17 protein-coding genes and 1 tRNA gene are annotated in these 17,884 nt (G+C 38.2%); 1 reads left to right on the forward strand and 17 read right to left on the reverse strand.

The features are described from left to right. Nucleotides 1–2: 2 nt before the first annotated feature. The 15 genes from PK547_00995 to PK547_01065 form a co-directional block, all read right to left on the reverse strand. Nucleotides 3–560, reverse strand: coding sequence for a ribosome-recycling factor (locus tag PK547_00995; GenBank protein HPR91298.1), 558 nt, complete (start codon nt 558–560; stop codon nt 3–5). Nucleotides 561–839: 279 nt separating this feature from the next. Further along, nucleotides 840–1,886 (reverse strand): hypothetical protein, encoded by a 1,047-nt coding sequence (locus tag PK547_01000; GenBank protein ID HPR91299.1) that lies wholly within the window; start codon nt 1,884–1,886, stop codon nt 840–842. A 100-nt stretch (nt 1,887–1,986) separates the two neighbouring features. Further along, on the reverse strand, nt 1,987–2,997 hold the full coding sequence (locus PK547_01005; protein ID HPR91300.1) for a rod shape-determining protein: 1,011 nt from the start codon (nt 2,995–2,997) through the stop codon (nt 1,987–1,989). A 116-nt stretch (nt 2,998–3,113) separates the two neighbouring features. Beyond that, nucleotides 3,114–4,400: a UDP-N-acetylglucosamine 1-carboxyvinyltransferase gene (murA, locus tag PK547_01010; GenBank protein ID HPR91301.1), complete on the reverse strand. Its 1,287-nt coding sequence runs from the start codon at nt 4,398–4,400 to the stop codon at nt 3,114–3,116. A gap of 10 nt (nt 4,401–4,410) precedes the next feature. Then, nucleotides 4,411–5,853, reverse strand: a complete 1,443-nt coding sequence (locus PK547_01015) for a hypothetical protein (protein ID HPR91302.1) — start codon at nt 5,851–5,853, stop codon at nt 4,411–4,413. A 30-nt stretch (nt 5,854–5,883) separates the two neighbouring features. Next, entirely contained in the window at nt 5,884–6,504 is a 621-nt protein-coding gene (locus tag PK547_01020; protein ID HPR91303.1) for a GtrA family protein, read from the reverse strand. 6 nt (nt 6,505–6,510) lie between these two features. Then, on the reverse strand, nt 6,511–7,596 hold the full coding sequence (locus tag PK547_01025) for a phospho-N-acetylmuramoyl-pentapeptide-transferase (protein ID HPR91304.1): 1,086 nt from the start codon (nt 7,594–7,596) through the stop codon (nt 6,511–6,513). Nucleotides 7,597–7,639: 43 nt separating this feature from the next. Further along, nucleotides 7,640–8,578 carry a serine hydrolase gene (locus PK547_01030; protein HPR91305.1) on the reverse strand — a complete coding sequence of 313 codons (939 nt, stop codon included), beginning with the start codon at nt 8,576–8,578 and terminating at the stop codon, nt 7,640–7,642. 3 nt (nt 8,579–8,581) lie between these two features. Continuing rightward, nucleotides 8,582–9,154, reverse strand: coding sequence for an SMC-Scp complex subunit ScpB (scpB, locus tag PK547_01035; protein HPR91306.1), 573 nt, complete (start codon nt 9,152–9,154; stop codon nt 8,582–8,584). A gap of 5 nt (nt 9,155–9,159) precedes the next feature. Further along, complete coding sequence (locus PK547_01040; GenBank protein ID HPR91307.1) at nt 9,160–9,885, reverse strand: segregation/condensation protein A; 726 nt, start codon at nt 9,883–9,885, stop codon at nt 9,160–9,162. Between the two features lie 2 nt (nt 9,886–9,887). Continuing rightward, nucleotides 9,888–12,413 (reverse strand): preprotein translocase subunit SecA, encoded by a 2,526-nt coding sequence (secA, locus tag PK547_01045; GenBank protein HPR91308.1) that lies wholly within the window; start codon nt 12,411–12,413, stop codon nt 9,888–9,890. Between the two features lie 64 nt (nt 12,414–12,477). Continuing rightward, a complete protein-coding gene (locus PK547_01050) occupies nt 12,478–12,810 on the reverse strand; it encodes an HPF/RaiA family ribosome-associated protein (GenBank protein HPR91309.1) in 333 nt (110 codons plus the stop codon). 684 nt (nt 12,811–13,494) lie between these two features. Then, nucleotides 13,495–14,448 carry a UDP-N-acetylmuramate dehydrogenase gene (murB, locus tag PK547_01055; protein ID HPR91310.1) on the reverse strand — a complete coding sequence of 318 codons (954 nt, stop codon included), beginning with the start codon at nt 14,446–14,448 and terminating at the stop codon, nt 13,495–13,497. Between the two features lie 13 nt (nt 14,449–14,461). Then, the gene (locus tag PK547_01060; protein ID HPR91311.1) at nt 14,462–15,022 is read right to left on the reverse strand and encodes an HDIG domain-containing protein; all 561 of its coding nucleotides are present in this window, start codon (nt 15,020–15,022) and stop codon (nt 14,462–14,464) included. A 6-nt stretch (nt 15,023–15,028) separates the two neighbouring features. Further along, on the reverse strand, nt 15,029–15,247 hold the full coding sequence (locus PK547_01065; GenBank protein HPR91312.1) for a rubredoxin: 219 nt from the start codon (nt 15,245–15,247) through the stop codon (nt 15,029–15,031). Between the two features lie 717 nt (nt 15,248–15,964). Here PK547_01065 and yvcK point away from each other — a divergent pair. After that, nucleotides 15,965–17,017: a uridine diphosphate-N-acetylglucosamine-binding protein YvcK gene (yvcK, locus tag PK547_01070; GenBank protein HPR91313.1), complete on the forward strand. Its 1,053-nt coding sequence runs from the start codon at nt 15,965–15,967 to the stop codon at nt 17,015–17,017. A gap of 25 nt (nt 17,018–17,042) precedes the next feature. Here yvcK and PK547_01075 read toward each other — a convergent pair whose 3' ends face one another. Both PK547_01075 and PK547_01080 read right to left on the reverse strand, forming a co-directional pair. Continuing rightward, complete coding sequence (locus PK547_01075; protein ID HPR91314.1) at nt 17,043–17,600, reverse strand: phosphatase PAP2 family protein; 558 nt, start codon at nt 17,598–17,600, stop codon at nt 17,043–17,045. A gap of 213 nt (nt 17,601–17,813) precedes the next feature. After that, nucleotides 17,814–17,884: transfer RNA gene (locus tag PK547_01080), tRNA-Gln, on the reverse strand.

Here is a 17,884-nt window from a genome sequence, read left to right on the forward strand (position 1 = left end):
AATTAAACCGTCATTATCTCTTTCTCCTTGTCATCAAAGAGCTCCTCAATGGTGGCATTAGTCTTAGTAACTAGTTTTTCTATCGTTTCTTTATATCCAAACTTTTCGTCTTCAGAAATTTCTTTATTTTTAAAGGCATCATTTAAAGAACTCATTATTTCATCACGCAAGCGTCTAAGCTCTACCCTAAAGCCCTCCTTGGTCGTACCTAAATTTTTGACAAGTTCCTTTCGGCGGTCTTCAGTTAGGGGAGGCAGGACTATACGGATTAAGTTTATTTCCTTAACAGGGGTTACTCCCAAAGGAGAAATTAAAAGCGCCTTAAAAATGGGGTCTATCGCCCCTTGGTCCCATGGTTGAATAGTAATAGTCATTTGGTTTACGCTAATGCTCGCCAAACCTTTTAGCGGTAATTTTGACCCATAATAATCAACATTAATATCTTCAACCATTTGGGGATTGGCTCGCCCTACTCTTAGTTTAACCAAGGTGGAGCCAATATTACCCTCTAATTCGGTAATTTTATTTTCAAATTGTTTGATAGTATTGTTGTCAAACATAATATAATTTTAATAATTTAACAATGGGCAATAACTAACGAGGTAGCATCCTATTTATTAAAATAAAGAGTTGCCCCTGTCTTTTGGTTGAGGAACATAAGCAAATTTGCCATTTGAGAGCTTTTTAAAGACCGGACAATAAACAGCGGCGCTTCTTTAAAAAATAATGGTATATAATAAATAGCCAAGGCCAAGACTGCAAAGAAAAATAGGGTTTTACCAGCTTGTTTCATTGATAAGAATACTGATATTAATATAGCACTAAAAGCCTGATCATGCTTAATTCTGTCTTAAAAAAATGTTCTCTAACCATAACCTTTTATTAATACCGCTCCGACGGTTCCAATCGAGAAAGCTGCTCAAATCCCCAGCCATAACAGCCAAGTTTTTTTGGGTTAGTTTCGGTGGTGGGCCTTTAAAGGAAAATTGATGAGGACGTTCTTCTAAATAATATTTTAGCAAAAATAACCATTCTAGGAGCGTTGTTTCGATATCTGCCGAGTTTAATTTTGCCAGTTTGTCTAAAAACGGGCTTTGTTTGCAAAACGGCATAGTCAGCAACTCTAGAAACTCTTTATCAGTTTGTCTGTACCACTGTAGCTTTTCCTGATTAGCTATTAAATCTAGAGCCATCCCCGGGAGACCATGACTGCGCCATGCAATTTCAGTTAAATCTTGATTATTATTAAAGTTTTTCTCTAGCCATTTGTTTATCTCGACTAAAGGGATTTCTGTAAAATCCAATTTTAATAACCTCGAGGTAATAGTGTCTGGCAATCTTTTAATATCTGTGACCAAAAAAATTAAAATACTATCTGGAGGAGGCTCTTCTATCGTTTTTAGAAGATAGCTCCAGGCCTCGATATTTAACCTTTCGGCATTATCTACTATAACCACCCTTTTCCGAGACAACTGTGGTTTATATTGCAAAAACTCTAAGAGAGGCTTAATTTGTTCTACTTTAATTTCCTTCGTTTCGGCTAGTTTTTTGGGCGCCACGATATTGTCATCTGCCCCCACTGTCTCTTCGCTATCATCGTCAGTAATCGTCTCGTTGTCACCGGTATCACCAGCAAAGGAGATTTCAAATAGGTCTGGATTTAATTTTTTAGCCAAACTAAGACAACTGGGACAATTTCCACAGGCTTCATCTTTAGTTAAATCCTGACACATTATTTTTTGAGCAAATTCTAGAGCTATCAATCTCCGACCAACTTTTTCCGGTCCCACAAACACAAAACTTTGGGCCGTTAAATTGCTCACTTGTCCATCTAAAAATTTTCTATTGAATGCGTGACCACAGATAGTTGGGTGAGAAGAAACCATTACATCAAAATTTAAAATTCAAACTAGCGCTAAAATTAGCAGTCAGAATTTGCTACAAATCATTTCTCCTGACGCAAAACTTCCTAATCGCCAACTCTTACTAACGACCGCTATGGGTAATAATACTTTTTTTATAAACTTCTAAATTATCCAATACCACGCCAGTTCCCTTAGCGACGCAAAATAGAGGCTCTTCTGCTATATAGGCGTTCACTCCTGTGGCTTTATGAAGCAATTCGTCGATATTGCGCAATTGCGCCCCGCCACCGGAAACAATCATTCCTCGGTCCATCACGTCAGCCGCCAACTCAGGAGGAGTTTCTGATAAAACGTTTTTTACCGCTTGAATGATTTCTTTCATGGGTCCGTTAATAGCTTCGGCAATTTCATTAGCTGCCAAATTTAAGGTACGAGGCAGGCCCTCAGTTAAATCTAATCCCCTGATGTCCATATCGCTTTTTTCTCTCATAGGTAGCGCCGTGCCAATCTTTATTTTTACCTCCTCGGCAGTTCTTTCTCCTACGGCCATGTTATATTTTTTTCGGATATATTCTACTATAGCCTCATCTATCTTATTGCCAGCAACACGTACCGAAGCCGATGCTACTATGCCACCCAAAGCAATCACGGCCACCTCGGTAGTACCACCGCCAATATTGACAATCATATTCCCAGCCGCAGAATTAATAGGGATATTAGCGCCCAAAGCTGCTAAAATAGGCTCTTTAACCACATAGGCCTCATGGGCGCCAGCCTCCCTGGCAGCATCAATTACAGCCCGTTTTTCGGTAGAAGTAATGCCTACAGGCACAGAAATCATCACATCCGGTTGAAAGATATGCCAATTACCCATAGCCTTGTTAATAAAATAGCGCAACATAGCTTTAGTCACGCGATAATCAGCAATCACGCCATCTTTTAAGGGTTTGTAAGTTCTTATAATTTCTGGAGTTCTGCCGAGCATTTCCCGGGCTTCAGCCCCTATAGCCACAACATTATTATCATCAACTGAAATAGCTACTACCGACGGTTCATTGATAACCACCCCTTTCTTTGGTACAAAAACCAAGGTGTTTGCCGTGCCCAAATCGATACCCAATTTACGGATGATCATAAAATAGTTTTACTCTAGTTTAATCGTTCCCCCTATTAAAGCAAAAAACTGGTAAAAATACCAGTTTCTTTTTATTTAAAAAAAGTATATTGCTCTCAAAAAAATCACTTTTTTTAATTAGCAATAACTTCTTTTCTCCTTATATCTGCTCCTAATTTTTGCAATTTTTCATCTAGTTGTTCGTAGCCTCTATCTACTTGGTACGCATTAGTAATGATGCTTTCTCCTTGCGCTAGCAGAGCAGCTATAATCAGGGCGGCGCCGCTTCTAATATCAAAAGAGTTTATGGTTTGACCAAATAACGATGTCGGGCCGTTAATCACGGCTCTGTGAGGGTCGGCAATAATAGCGTTAGCCCCCATTTTATTAAGTTCGTCAATGTATTTTAAGCGTCCTTCAAACATGGTGTCAAAAAGAAGCGATGAGCCAGTAGCCTGGGTAGCTAAAACCCCAAAAACAGATTGCAAATCAGTAGGAATGCCAGGATAAATCTGGGTCTGGATTTTAGAAGCTTTTAATTGATGAGAGGGCAAAACTTGCACATCAGTTAAACCGTTTTTACCTTTTTTAAAAGTAAAAGCGCCGCCCATTTCCATTAATTTTTTAAAAACCAAATCGAGGTGCTCGGGAATTACATTTTTAACCAAGAGATTAGAGTGTAGGGCCATGCCCATAATGATATAAGTGCCCGCCTCATTAGTATCGGGAATCAAGGTATGAGTAGCGCCATGGAGGGTCTTCACTCCCTCTATTTCGTAAATATGAGACCCTTTGTTTTTGATTTTAGCCCCCATTTTATTCAAAAAAGCAATGAGGTCCTCTACGTGGGGCTCGGTAGCAGCAATCTTTAGAGTTGTTTTCCCGGGAATCAAAGAAGCCAACATCAACACATTTTCCGTAGCAGTGACGCTAAATTCTTGCAGGACTACTTCGGCAGAATGTAGATGATTTCGACGAATAAAATATTTATCAGGAAAAACTTGTACCTTAGTCCCTAAGTCCTCTAGGGCAATAAGATGGGTATCAATAGGACGAGCGCCAATAATACAACCACCTGGCTGCCTTAATTCAAAAGAGGAAAAACGATGGGTCAATGGGGCCATTAGAAGAACCGAGGCTCTAATTTTCTTCACCAAGTCTTGGTTAAGCTTTTTTAGGCTTAAATTTTCGGGTACAATTTTAACAGTATGTTTGTCTAGCCACTCTACCTTGGCGCCCAAGCTCTCCAATATTTCAATTAATTTTAAAATATCCTGAATCAAGGGAACATTCTTAATAATAGAAGGCTCTCTAGTAAGCAGCGTAGCTGCCAGAATTGGGATAGCCGCGTTCTTGGAACCAGACACCTCAATCTCTCCCTTCAAAGAATGTCCGCCCTGAATTATAAAAACTTCCGCCATAAATAATCTTTTAAATCAATAATTTACCAACCTTCCTCTTCCAAACCCTATCCTTTTGCCAAACAACCTGACCGTTTATAATGACAACCTCTATTCCCTCCCCCTGATAACTAGGGTTCTGGTAGTCACCCAGGCTTTGGACTTTATCTGGATTAATAATAACTATATCAGCTAAATAATCTTTCTGCAAAAATCCTCTGTTATCCAGTCCAGCCATCAAGGCTGGCTGGCTAGTAATTTTAGCTAAAGCAGATGGCCATTTATCGGCCGGGGTATTACTTAAGTGGGTTTTTAGAAAATGATTCACACCGCTAATAATGTTTGGTCCATAGGAATTATTGTGGACAATAAAAGTTGAATCAAACCCCACATAAGTAAAAGCACTACTCCACCACCCTTCATTTAAATGGTAGGGAATGAGTATCTTAAAATGATTATCGGGAAAGAGGGAATCTATTTTCGACAGAGTATCTTTGGTATTCATATCCCAATTTCTTTTTATTTCTCCCACAGTTTTTCCTTGTAGCATCATGGGAATTTGGAAACCAAAAAGAAAGGATGAATTTATTGTTTTCTCCAAATTTTTTATACTATTTAATTGAGAACCTAGCAGTTTTTCGGCAGCCCGAAGCTCGTACTGGATTGAATCATAGGGCCATACTTGGAAAATTAAATTAGCACCTTTCTTATTTTCTTCTTCGGCAAGAGAGAGAATCATGTCGCTCACCGATGTAAAGCATCCTAAAAGAGGACAATTGAAAGCAATCGTTATTTGGTGGTTCAAAGATAATTCCCCCAGGCTTCTGATTAATAAGGTGTCTGGCAAGCTAAGCGGAAAAAACAACATTAAATTTTTCCCTCTTTTGCTTAAAATGGGGGCGATTTCAGTCAATTGTTTCAGAACCTCCTCTTGATGTTCCTCTCTGACCTCAAGAGATAATCCGGCAAAATTATGTTGAATTTGGTCAAGAAAAAGACTAAATTGCAACGAGTTTTTAATCCCCCAATTATTAAGCGTGGTCCACCCCAAAAACGAAGCCAAATTAAGATTGGGACAAGATTTAATAAACAGCTGTAACACCCTCTCCCTAACATCTCCTTTCCCCAGTTTAGTTTCTAATTTTGTTTTTTGCAGCGGTTGACGGCTGAAATGTTGAAAAATGGATTCGCCCCTGCCGCCAATGACGGCTGTAGTTATTCCTTGTCTTAAAAGAGAAGAATAGTCTTCAGAGCTATTTTGAGAAACGTCATTATCCAATAAACTGCTCAAATCTATAAATCCTGGGGAAACGATGCGACCCTCTCCATTAATAACTTTTGCGCCAAGACGGCTATTTTGTATTGTGCCGATAGCTTGAATTTTACCGTCATGGACCAATAAATCCGACCGAGTTAGCATATTTTCGCCTTGGCCATTAAACACCCAACCATTTTTGATAAGAATATCGGACACTCTAAATAATTTTAATCGATAACGAAAACGTTAAAATTTCGCCACAGGCGTCAAAGAAGATTTTTCTTTTTTAAAAACCCAAAAACGATAACCAATAAAATTAATAATAATGCCAAAGACGCTGGCTACCAAAGCCGCCACAACACCCCAGAGACCTTTATTTAAGGACAAAAAATTAAAGCGATTAATCAGGGAAGCTAGGTTCACATTGATAGCAAAGGAAACTAAACTTACTAAAAGAAATTTTGACAATTGTTCTGCTACGGCAGTTTTATGGGCATCTGCGAAACTAAAGTGGCTATTAAAATAATAACTATTAGCTAAGGCAAAAATAAAAGAGAGTGATTTAAAGAGAACGTAATACCAACCTATAGTTTTAGCAGGATTAAAAAAGAGAAAAAAACTTAAAGCTCCAAGGTCTACTAAGGTATTAAGAATTCCTATAATTAAGAACCGCGCAGTCGCAGTAAGATGAGCATATTTTTCCCCTATTGCAAAAAGGCAGCCATTGCCGATCCAATAGAATAATATCAATAAAAACCAGTATTTTCTCAATAATAAAATTTGAGTATTCAAAATCACACCCCACAGGCCAATGGCTCCTAGAGCGCAGACGATTACCAAGGTTTTTAGACCCGGCTTTAAATTCATAATTCATTACTTAACAAGAAACCGATCTAAAAAATAAAGCATTAATCCCACGGCAGCCATAACACCAGAAACTAACCAGAACCTGGGGGTAATATGAGTTTCAGGGTACTCCATGCCTTGCTCTTTTAACACTGCTTCATAATGGTGGTGAATAGGAGTAGAACGGAAGACTTTTTTGTGCCTTATTTTTTTAGACAGAGTTTGAATAATAACTGAACCCGATTCAAAAACTAAAATAAAGGCAAAGAAAGGTAAGAGCACAGAGGTATTGGTTAGCATGGCTACTACTCCCAAAACAATACCCAAAGACATGGCCCCAGTATCTCCCATAAAGAATTTGGCTGGAAATATGTTGTACCATAAAAATGGCACCAAGGCGCCTACTATAGTTACCAGAAAAGCAGCTAGATCATAACGACCCTCGGTAAAGGCCACCACCATCATAGCAATAAAAGACACCATGAGAACACCGCCGGCTAAACCGTCTAAACCATCGGTTTCATTAGTAGAAAAAGCAGCTGCTACTAGAATAAAAATAAAATACAAAATATACCAAACCCCCAGGGAAAAATTACCGACAAAAGGAATTCTAACTACATCGAATTGTAATTTAACATAAAACCACCAAGCGCCAATAATAGCGATAAGAGTATATAAGAGAATCTTGCGCTTCATGGTTAAACCCCCTCCCTTGCTACCTATATGCAAGAAGCCTAAGACATCATCTGCTAGTCCAATTAACGCAGCAGCCAACATGGCCCCTAAGGGCAAATAGGTCTGCGCCCGAGAAAGAAAAGATAAACTACCCCAAAAGCCATCCAGAGTACGACTTAAAATTGCTAAGATAATGGTGATCAGTAACACAGACCCCCAAATAATTATACCTCCCATGGTAGGGGTACCAGCCTTATAAAGGTGCATATTGGTGTACACTGGAGTATCGCCGTCATTCCTAATTTGCTTACCAGCTTTAATCTTGATCAAAAATTTAAGAGTTAACGGCGCCAAAACGAAACCGCCTACTAAGGCCATAGTACCCAAGAGAATTAAACGAATTATTTGACCAGTAATAGAATTAAAAGCAATTGCCATGGTTTAGAATAATAATTTCATTATAGCACCAACTAAGGTTTAATTAAATTGTCAGCCCAGCTTTTTTGAATTGGTTAAAAATTATCCAAGAATCGCTAACTCGATCAGTGGACCCTAAAACAATGCTGGCTACGGTCTGACCATTGTTCAACCGATAAACTAAAATAAGGCACTCACCTGCATTATCGGTAGTTCCAGTTTTACTCAACCATAAACCGCTAATTTTATCAATTAAGGCATCGGTATTTTTTACATTATGTTGAATTCCGTCCACCGCTTTGAAAGACAGGCTGGGTAAACGGCTTATAATGCCAATTAAGGGGTAATTACGATAAATATAGTCAACCATATTCAATAAATCAGAGGCATTGGAAAAGTTGCCTCTTTCATCTAAACCAGTAGCATCAAAAAAAGCTGTATCCGTCAGCCCAATTTCTTTAGCCTTTCTATTCATTAAACCAATAAAGCGATTATATCCCATTCCTTCGGAAAGGGCTACCGCGGCATCATTGCTAGAAAAGACTAATAAATCTCCAAGAAGGTCTTTTACCGTAAATTTTTCTCCAATTTGTAAATAATCGCCATTACCATATGTGTTCACTGCTCGACTAGAAACTGTTAATATCGCATTCTGATTTAAATTATCTAATGTAACCATGGCCGTCATCAGTTTAGATAAAGAAGCAATATTCACTAAGACATCAGGATGTCTAGAGTAATAAACTTCTTTAGTATCGAGATTAGCTACAATAATAGAGCGGGCTTTTAATTGCGGTTCTAAAGCCAGCCAATCTGGATGAGGCACATAAGTAAAGTTCTTAATGCGGGTATCTCCGTCTGTTGGCAACGACACAGTTTTTTTAGCTACATGGCGCCAGTACCCACAAGCAAAAATAACTATTAAGATTAAAATAGCTAAACCCGATTGCCAGAGTAGCCTTTTATTGGCTGTGTGGTTATTGGCAAAAAAATTTTTAGTCATAAACTACTCAATGGTTTCCATGTTTTCTAGCTTAGTACTAGTGTTATCAGCTAATAGCGATTGTAGGTCTTTGGCATGGTATTCTTGATAATGAGGCAGGTCCTGGATGCTGGACAAACCCAAATGTTTTAAATAATCGGCAGTAATAGAGTAAAGAAAGGCATTGTTCCTATTAGGATTGCTCTGCCTTTCTACCAATCCCCGCAAAACCAATTGATGCAAAATGTAGCCAGAGTTTACTCCTCGGATTAGATCTATCTGAGACCTCCCCAATGGTCCTCTATAAGCCACTATTGTCAAACATTCCATAGCCGTGGGTGTTAATTTTTCCTCGAACACGCCAGAAACCAGTTTTTGCACATAGGCCTGATTAAGAGCCTTGCTTAAAATTTGGTAGCTGCCCTCATGTTCAAATAAAGTTAATCCGCTTTTTTCTTCTTCATACCTTTGTTTTAATTCCGTCAAAGCTTGCTTTACCTCGGCAATGGTAGCTCCCGTACTTTTTACTAAAGTATCCTCCAACAGGGGCTCGCCGCTAGTAAATAAAAGGCTTTCTAAAATAGATATCAAAACCATAGTGTTTAATTAATATTTTCCTTTGCTTCGACTTCTATGTCACCAAAGAGATTCTCTTGTTGCGCATTGATTTTATTATCTTTAAGCAATTCTAACAAGGCTAAAAAAGTAATAACAATTTCTTCTTTAGCGGCTTCACTGCCTACAGATCTAAAACAAATTTTACTGCTCACGTTCTTCAACCTTTCTAAAATACTTATAATTTTGTCTTGGAGAGAAATGGCTGGATGTTTTATTTCAGCTTCTGGTGAATGAATAACAACTTGGCTTTCCAATTTTTCAAAAAGCATAAGGCAAGCTTCGGATAAGTTAGTGCCACTAACATTTGACGGAGGGTCAAACACCACTGTTTTGCCCACCCAGGACGGACGATCAAACATCTGCGTTTGCAGACTCCAATTAGCAGCTAATTCGATTCCCAAATCTTTAAATAATTTATACAGAGCTAGACGCGTCTGAAGGTCTATAATCTCTTCTTTCTCTTCTGAAGTAACTTCCAGGGTGGGTAATATGGAGCGAGATTTAATTAAAAGAAGAGTGGCGGCTACCTGCAAAAAATCAGCTACATTTTCCATATAATTTCCCTGAGCTTGAGTTACCCACGCCAAATAATCTTCGGTCACAGAAGATAACGAAACTTCAGTAATCTCCAAGTGCTTTTCCTCTATAAGTTTCAAGAGAAGCTCTAGCGGTCCGCTAAATTTATCTAAAGTAACTACAAAACTTGTCATAACTAGCTCATTTTGAACAACAAATTTATAACCTGACTTTCCCAATTGTTTTCTAACTCTTTCCAGTATCTATAACTTTCTCGTTTGTATTCCACCAAAGGCTCGTGTTGTCCATAGCTACGCAAGGTAGTGCTATCTGGCAAATCATTCATCCGCACTAGATGATCCATCCAAAGTAAATCACGTAATCGCAAACAAAGATTTAAGACCGTGTTACTCCATGTCTCCCCTAGCCGCTTTTGCTCTTCTTTCAATTTATTGTCTAAAAATTCCTGCAAGATATGCTTTATCTCGCTACGGTTTTGGGATTTCTCTATTGCCTCTATGAGATTAGGGTCAGATGTCGGTAGCCATTGTCCAATTACTTTCAATAAATCGCTTACTCCCTCTGAAGTGACTCTCTCCCCCAGAGTACCGTTCAAGATTAATTCTAATTGGTTATCAATTAGTTCTAACAGCAGGCGCAAAAGATCTTGCTCTGAATGGTGCTCTAGTAAATCTTGTCTTTTGGCATAATAAGCTTGACGCTGTTTGTTGAGTACATCATCGTATTCCAAAATATGCTTACGCATATCGTAATTAACCCCTTCTATCTTGGCTTGCGCCGACTCTACGGCTTTGCTAATTAAAGGATGGCTGATAGCTTCGTCTTCAGGAAGATTCATTTTGCTCATTAAACCAGAAATATTTTGAGGAGCAAAATACTTCATTAAATCATCTTCTAAGGAAATAAAAAACTGGGCAGAGCCTGGGTCCCCCTGCCTGCCAGAACGACCCCGGAGCTGATTATCTATACGCCGTGACTCGTGTCTTTCTGTGCCCATCACATGCAAACCGCCTACAGCTAAGACTTTATTTCTTTCTTCTATAGTGGTTGGATTGCCTCCAAGAATAATATCTACACCCCTGCCAGCCATATTAGTAACAAGGGTAACGGCTCCAAATTTTCCAGCCTGCGCAATGACGGACCCTTCTGCTTCGTGATTCTTGGCATTTAAAATATGATACGATACCCCCTCAATATCTAAAAGCTTTCCTAATTTTTCATTTTTCTCTGGGGAGACTGTTCCTATTAACAAAGGCTGCCCAGTTGCATGGCGATTTTTAATTTCCTTTACCACCGCCATCCACTTCCCTTTTTCGGTTCTAAAAATTTGATCAGGCAGGTCCTTCCTAATTAGCGGTTTATGCGTAGGCAAACTGACTAAATCCAAATGATAGACATTTTTAAACTCTTCGGCAGAAGTAACAGCTGTTCCCGTCATGCCTCCGAGCTTATCATAAAGCCTAAAATAATTCTGAATAGTAATAGTGGCGCCAGTCCTACTCTCTTCCTTGATTTCTACACCTTCTTTAGCTTCTATGGCTTGGTGCAAACCCCCCGTATAACGATGGCCGAATTTAATACGCCCAGTAAATTCATCCACTATTAAAACTTCGCCGTTTTTGACAATGTAATCTACGTCTTTTTTGAACAACTCTTTGGCCTTTAGGCTTTCTTCTATATAATGAACATTGCCAATACCGGAATCGTCAAAAATATCTTTACCAAAAATGGATTCGATTTTATCTAAACCGTCTTCGGTTAAGCTCACTGTTTTAAATTTATGGTCAACAGTATAGTCCTTGTCTAAGTCTAAACGATTGACTATCTTTGCAAATTGCTTATACAAAGCAGCTGCATTTTCATCGGGTACAGCTATGATAAGAGGCGTTCTGGCCTCATCAATCAAGATACTATCTACCTCGTCCACAATAGCGTAATGATGACCTCTGCCAGTCTGCACTTGTTCTTCTAGACTATTGGCTAAATTGTCACGCAGATAATCAAAACCAAACTCAGTATTGGTTCCATAAGTAATGTCAGCCTCATAAGCCTCTCTCCGAGAAATTGGTTTAAGATATTCATCGGTTACCATAAAACTGCCCTGAGTGTCTCGCTGCTTATCCTGATTTTCTAATTGAGCAATAGTTGTTTCCTTTAAAACCAGGGTATGTTCATCGCTGCTTTCAAAAGTATTCTCTCGCTTACCTGCATACAAATAAGATTTGTCTTGAACTATACAGGCAACTGTGAGTCCCAAAAAGTCATAAATCTGACCCATCCAGGTGGTATCGCGACGGCTCAAATAGTCATTAACAGTAACCACATGCACACCTTGACCGCTTAAGGCGTTTAAATATGCGCTCAGGGTTGCTGCTAAAGTTTTCCCCTCGCCAGTTTTCATTTCGACAATCTTGCCATCATTTAAAGCAATACCACCGAATAATTGCTCGTCAAAATGTTGTTGACCCAAGGTTCTGCTAGAAGCTATTTTTACTAAAGCGAAAGCCTCTGGCAGCACTTTGTTCAAAGATTCCCCCTCTTGCACTTTTTTCTTTAAGGTTAGGCTATGGTTTTTAATCTCTAAATCGCTCAATTGGTTAAGTTGAGACTCTAAGAGATGAATTTTATCAATAACAATTCGATTTTTTTGTAAAAATCTTGTATCAGTATCTGGCCACAAAAAATCAAACCAATTTTTCATAATTTAAGTTATCTTAACAATTTTCTTTTAATTCTAAAATCAGAATAATAGACAGAAAATCTGTTTAGCTATTAATGTTTCTTTTTAGATTAATTCTCCTTTCCTTCTTGTCTACCAATTGGGCTTTCAGATTCTTCACACACTTATCTAGAATATATTTGACATCGTCCCCCTCTTCTTCGGCTACCAAATTGTCTTTTAATATTTCTAACGTTAATTTTACTTTGACGCTATAGCCCTTTTCGTGATGCGTACCCAAGGAAACCACGGCTACTTTGAGGAGGGTTTCTGGACCAAAACGTTCAGTTAATTTGCTCAACCCGGCGGTTTTCTTTTCGATTAAACCAATCCAATAATCATTCAACTCAAAACCTTGACTATTTATGGCAGTTTTCATGAGCTAAGACAATTTAAATTGATTTGTCTTATTATATCAAAACCGCCAGTAAAAACCAACCAATTATAACCAAACAAAAAGCGCGAAGGAATCGCGCTTTTGTTAGGATTCAATGTTTACAAGAGGAGGTTACTTTCTCTTTCCGAAAATTTAACATCCTCATTTGACAAGACTATTTCTTGCCGTGCTTTTTAGCAGTTTTCTTTGCTACTTTTTTGGTGGCTTTCTTGGCTACCTTCTTAGTGGCTTTCTTCTTAACCATATTATGAAGATTTAATTTTGCTTTATCTTTTACCGTGCGAAAAACTAAATTGTCGACCAAAGAGACCTAATCAATTTATTTTTCACACTTGGAAAATTGTTTTTTTAATTTCAATCTAATCTCCTTAGATAATTTTATTACAATCATTTTAAAATTCAAGTCCTCCAGTTTCAATGACAACAATTTTTTCACTTCATTGAAAACTGTTTAATTAAATTCTCTTTCATCTAATTTAATTATAACAATTTTTTCACTTCATTGAAAACTGTTTAATTAAATTCTCTTTCATCTAATTTAATTATAGAAGTTTTCAATACAAATGCAAGTGTGAATAACTTTAAAAAACACAAATTTAAAAAAATCGGGTTAAAAACAAGGAACAAGGAAAAAATTTACAATCAATCTTGTTTTTTATTAACAGATTAATCAAATTCGCCTAAAAAATTAATCTCCGGAATTAATTTTAATTTAAATTTTCCCCAAACATTTTTTTGGACCAATTGAATAAGGGCAAATATATCTTGCGCTCGCGCTCCACCCAAATTAACTAAGAAATTACAATGTTTAGGCGAAACTTCCGCATTGCCAATCCTACATCCTTTAAGTCCGCTCCTTTCTATTAGCCACCCTGCAGGAATGGTTTCCTTAAAAAGTGGTAGAATTTCAGCACTGCTCGATAAACTTTTATCTAACTCCATTATTGATACATTTTTAAAGACGCTCCCAGCACTCGGATATTCTAACGGCTGCTTTTGTTTGCGTTCTTTTAAGTGGTCTAAAATAATTTGACGGCCAGTAGTAGCATTACCAACCTCTAGGCGCAGAAAAATAGACCAAATAATTTTTTTCTCTTGTTGAAACAGGCTATGACGGTAACCAAAATGGCAATCATCATTTTTATAAGTCTTAAAAACTCCTTCTCTCAAATCATAAGCATACACCGACCGCACTATATCCTCCATACTTTGGCCAAAAGCGCCTGCATTGCCATAAACCGCTCCCCCCACTAAGCCAGGAATACCGGCTGACCACTCTAATCCAGTAAAAAATTTAGAAGCAGTGTTACAAAATTGAAGTAAACTTCTCAGGCTTAAACCACCGCCCACCCTTAATTCAACATTTCTAGCACTTAACACTTTGCTATTAATTTGTTGGTTAGAAGGTTTAATGACAAGTCCGTCATAGCCCTTGTCAGAAACTAGAATATTACTGCCTCCTCCCAAAATATAAACCGACTGCTTATGTTTTTCTGCCCAATTCAAGGTTTCTAAAAGCTCGCCCGGGGTTGAGGGACGAGCAAAATATCTAGCCTTTCCGCCAATGTTATAAGTAGTGAGTGGGGCTAGAGAAACATTTTCGAGAAGTTTAATTTTCATTTAACTGATACTATTAGGCTAGACCTAAACTCTCGTCAATCGCTTGCATAGCCTGTAAGGTTATAGTAATAAATTCATCTAAAGAGATACCAAGTAATTCATTACATTTTAAGATATTAGGTCTATTTACCCCCCTGGCAAATCCTTTTTCTTTAAAACGTCGCAAAACATTATCTGTTTGCACATCTTTAATTTTACGCGATGGCAACACTAATGTCGTGGCCACAATAAGCCCCGTTAGAGAGTCAACACAATAGATTGCTTTAGCCATTAATGTTACCGGCGGAAGGCCATGGATGTCATTGTGTGTTTTAACGGCTTCGGCAATATCTGTTCCCAGTCCCTTATCAATAAGCATTTGAAACCCCTTGAGGCTATGTTCAGATTCATTATCCTTAGTAGCTTCATAGTCAATATCGTGGAGTAGCCCAGTTAGACCCCACATACTTTCATCCTCGCCGAACCTTAAAGCCAGGCTTTTCATAGCCGCTTCCGTCGCTAAACAATGCTTTAGAAGATTGGGCTCTTTTATTTCTTCTTTTAGCCAATCAAAGGCTTCTTCTCTTGAAATCATTTTATTTTAATCTTTATCCTCGTCATCATCGTTACTATCCTCCTCGTTCTCGGTCTCCCTCGCATCTTCAGGCGCCTCTTCGGTAATAGGCTCAACTAATTTAAAATCACTTTTTCTTCCTACTTTGCATTCTGGACATGTATAATCCTCTGATAAATCCTCAAATTTTTTCCCTTCTTTATCCTCATCATAAACATAACCGCAAATTTGACAGATATATTGCATAAAATATATTTTAAATTAATATGCGCTCTGACTCCTTAATTTTAAGATAATAGATTTAAAAAAGCAATTGTCTTCGTCCTCATTATAGAGTGTTTTTAAAGCATTGACAAATCAAGTATTACCTATTTATAATAACTTTGTGAATGGGCTTTGATGACAGCTCTCATTCACATCCTTTCGAGGTTGAAATAAGGTTGACCTCCCTTGGTCTTTGTACTAGGGAGGAGAATCTTGGTCTCACTTTTGGGTCAGAAGACGGGATGGTCTTATGTCCCCATTATAGACAAATAAGATCGGCTGGTTTGCTTACAGGCGGATGTCTTCTGCGTTATCGTGGTCTCCAAGCCATTTCCAGACCATGGCAGATCTTGTTTCACTGCAAGCAAATACCGACCCTGTTTATCTAGAAGGGGTGACGTTTGATTATCCCGTCTCGTCCCTTGCCCTTTACAATTTAACTTTTGGTGGCATCCTACTTTTTTGACTTTTTGTACCCCCGTATTTCTTTTTTCTTTTTATTCTCTTTTTCATTTTTACTCATCTTTACCGCATTTTCTTTTCGTTGTAGCCACCTTGCTCTTTATATTTTCACTCTTTGCCATCTCCTTGTAGATGGTTTTTCTTTTTTCATATAAAACTGACTTTTAATTTAGGCTCTTTATATTTTTAAGGAATTTTAAAAGTTCCCGTGCTAAACTGTTCTTACAGCCAAAAAATATGCAATCTTCAATCACTCCCAAAAAAATAGTCACTATAGGCGGTGGCACCGGTAGTTTTATGGTTCTTTCTGGTTTGAAAAAATACAATTTTGACCTCACCGCCATTGTTTCTATGTCTGATGATGGCGGCTCTACTGGTATTTTAAGAGATGAATTAGGTGTTCTACCGCCAGGAGACTTACGACAGTGTTTGGTGGCCCTTTCAGATTCGCCTGATATTATGCGTAAAATTTTTAATTATCGTTTCAATAGTGGCAGTTTGGAAGGGCATAATCTTGGAAACTTATTACTTTCGGCTATGGAAAAAATCACTGGCAGCAGCCAGCAAGGGATTAAAGAAATTGGCACTATTTTAAAAATTAAGGGACGCGTTTTACCGGTATCGTTAGAATCTAGCAACCTAGAAATTGATCTTAAAAACGGCTTAAAGCTAATTGGCGAAGACAAAATTAATCACAATTACGCTCTAGACACCATTGGCATAAAAAAAATCTCTCTCAACCCCATACCCACTGCTAATCCGGAAGCTATTCAAGCTATTTTAGAAGCAGATGTAATTATCATTGGACCGGGAAATCTCTATTGTAGCCTTTTACCCAATCTTTTAGTACCAAAGGTCAGCAATGCTATCTCACAGAGTCATGCTAAAATTATCTACATAGCCAATCTAGTTAACAAGCGCGGGCATACCAGTAATTTTAGCCTTGATAATTATATTCAATGCCTGCAAAAATATTTGCATGGCAAAAAAATAGATTTTGTTATTTCTAATGTTCAAAAACCCTCAGCTGCTTTATTAAAAAAATACCAAAAGGAAGGCGATGAGTGGTTAGAAATAAAGGGCGCGAAAAACGAAAACCAGCCTCCCCGCGTCTCTCCCACCATAGTCCAAGCCAATCTGCTGAAGAACACTCTCTATAAACCTGTCGCCGGGGACCATATTAGCAACACCCGTTCCCTTATTCGTCATGATAGCGACAAACTCGCTAAACTTATTAATTTGATTGTAGAATGGTCAGATAATCCAAAAATCCTCAAACAAATTCTCTAGCAACCACTTCACACAAAAACAACTGCTATTTAATAGCAGTTGTTTTTGAGAATAATCTGCTTATAAGCCTATAGGCTATCCAGCCACAGAGTATACCCACGCCTATACCGCCCAAGACGTCCAAGGGCCAATGAACCCCCATAAGAATACGCCCTAAACCCACAAGAAAGGCCACCGCAAAAGCGCCGATTCCAGTTTTCTTATTATATAAGAAGAGAACCATAGCCAGGGCAAAAGCTAGGGCAGTATGACCGGAAGGAAAAGACTTGGTATATTCTGTAACCTTTAAAAAATTTTTATAATTACCAACTTCTGGCATTACGAGAAAGGGTCGCTCCGATTTATAAACGTAATGAATAGCTGGAGTCACCATTACATTGGAAAAACAACAAGCTAAAATTAAAATGGACAACCATTTGATTTTTTCTTGTTTGGGTTCTTTACTTAGAAGCAAATATAATAAAATAACTATTCCCAAAATATAAATAAGATATTCCCCGCAAAACAAACCGATAGGCACATTCGTCGGGAAGAAACGATTTAAGTTATAAATAAATTGAAAGATGTTTAAATTTATTGCCATAGGACAATTCTAACAAAAAATCGCCACTGTGGCGAAAATTATCAACTTGTTATATTAAGGGCTGCGGGACTTGGATTCGGACCAAGATACTGGGCTTCAAAGGCCGAGGATATAATCTGAGATACAGGTTTAATAACCAGTACCCATGTCCTATTATCCCGCCAAAAAGGCGGGATACTTCCACCCCGCCAAATTATTCCTTTCTTGGCAAAGCTGCGGGACTTGGATTCGGACCAAGATACTGGGCTTCAAAGGCCCATGTCCTACCATTAGACGATCCCGCA

This window comes from Candidatus Paceibacterota bacterium (assembly GCA_035404205.1).
Classification (GTDB): Bacteria; Patescibacteriota; Minisyncoccia; order UBA6257; family JAVHQB01; genus JAVHQB01.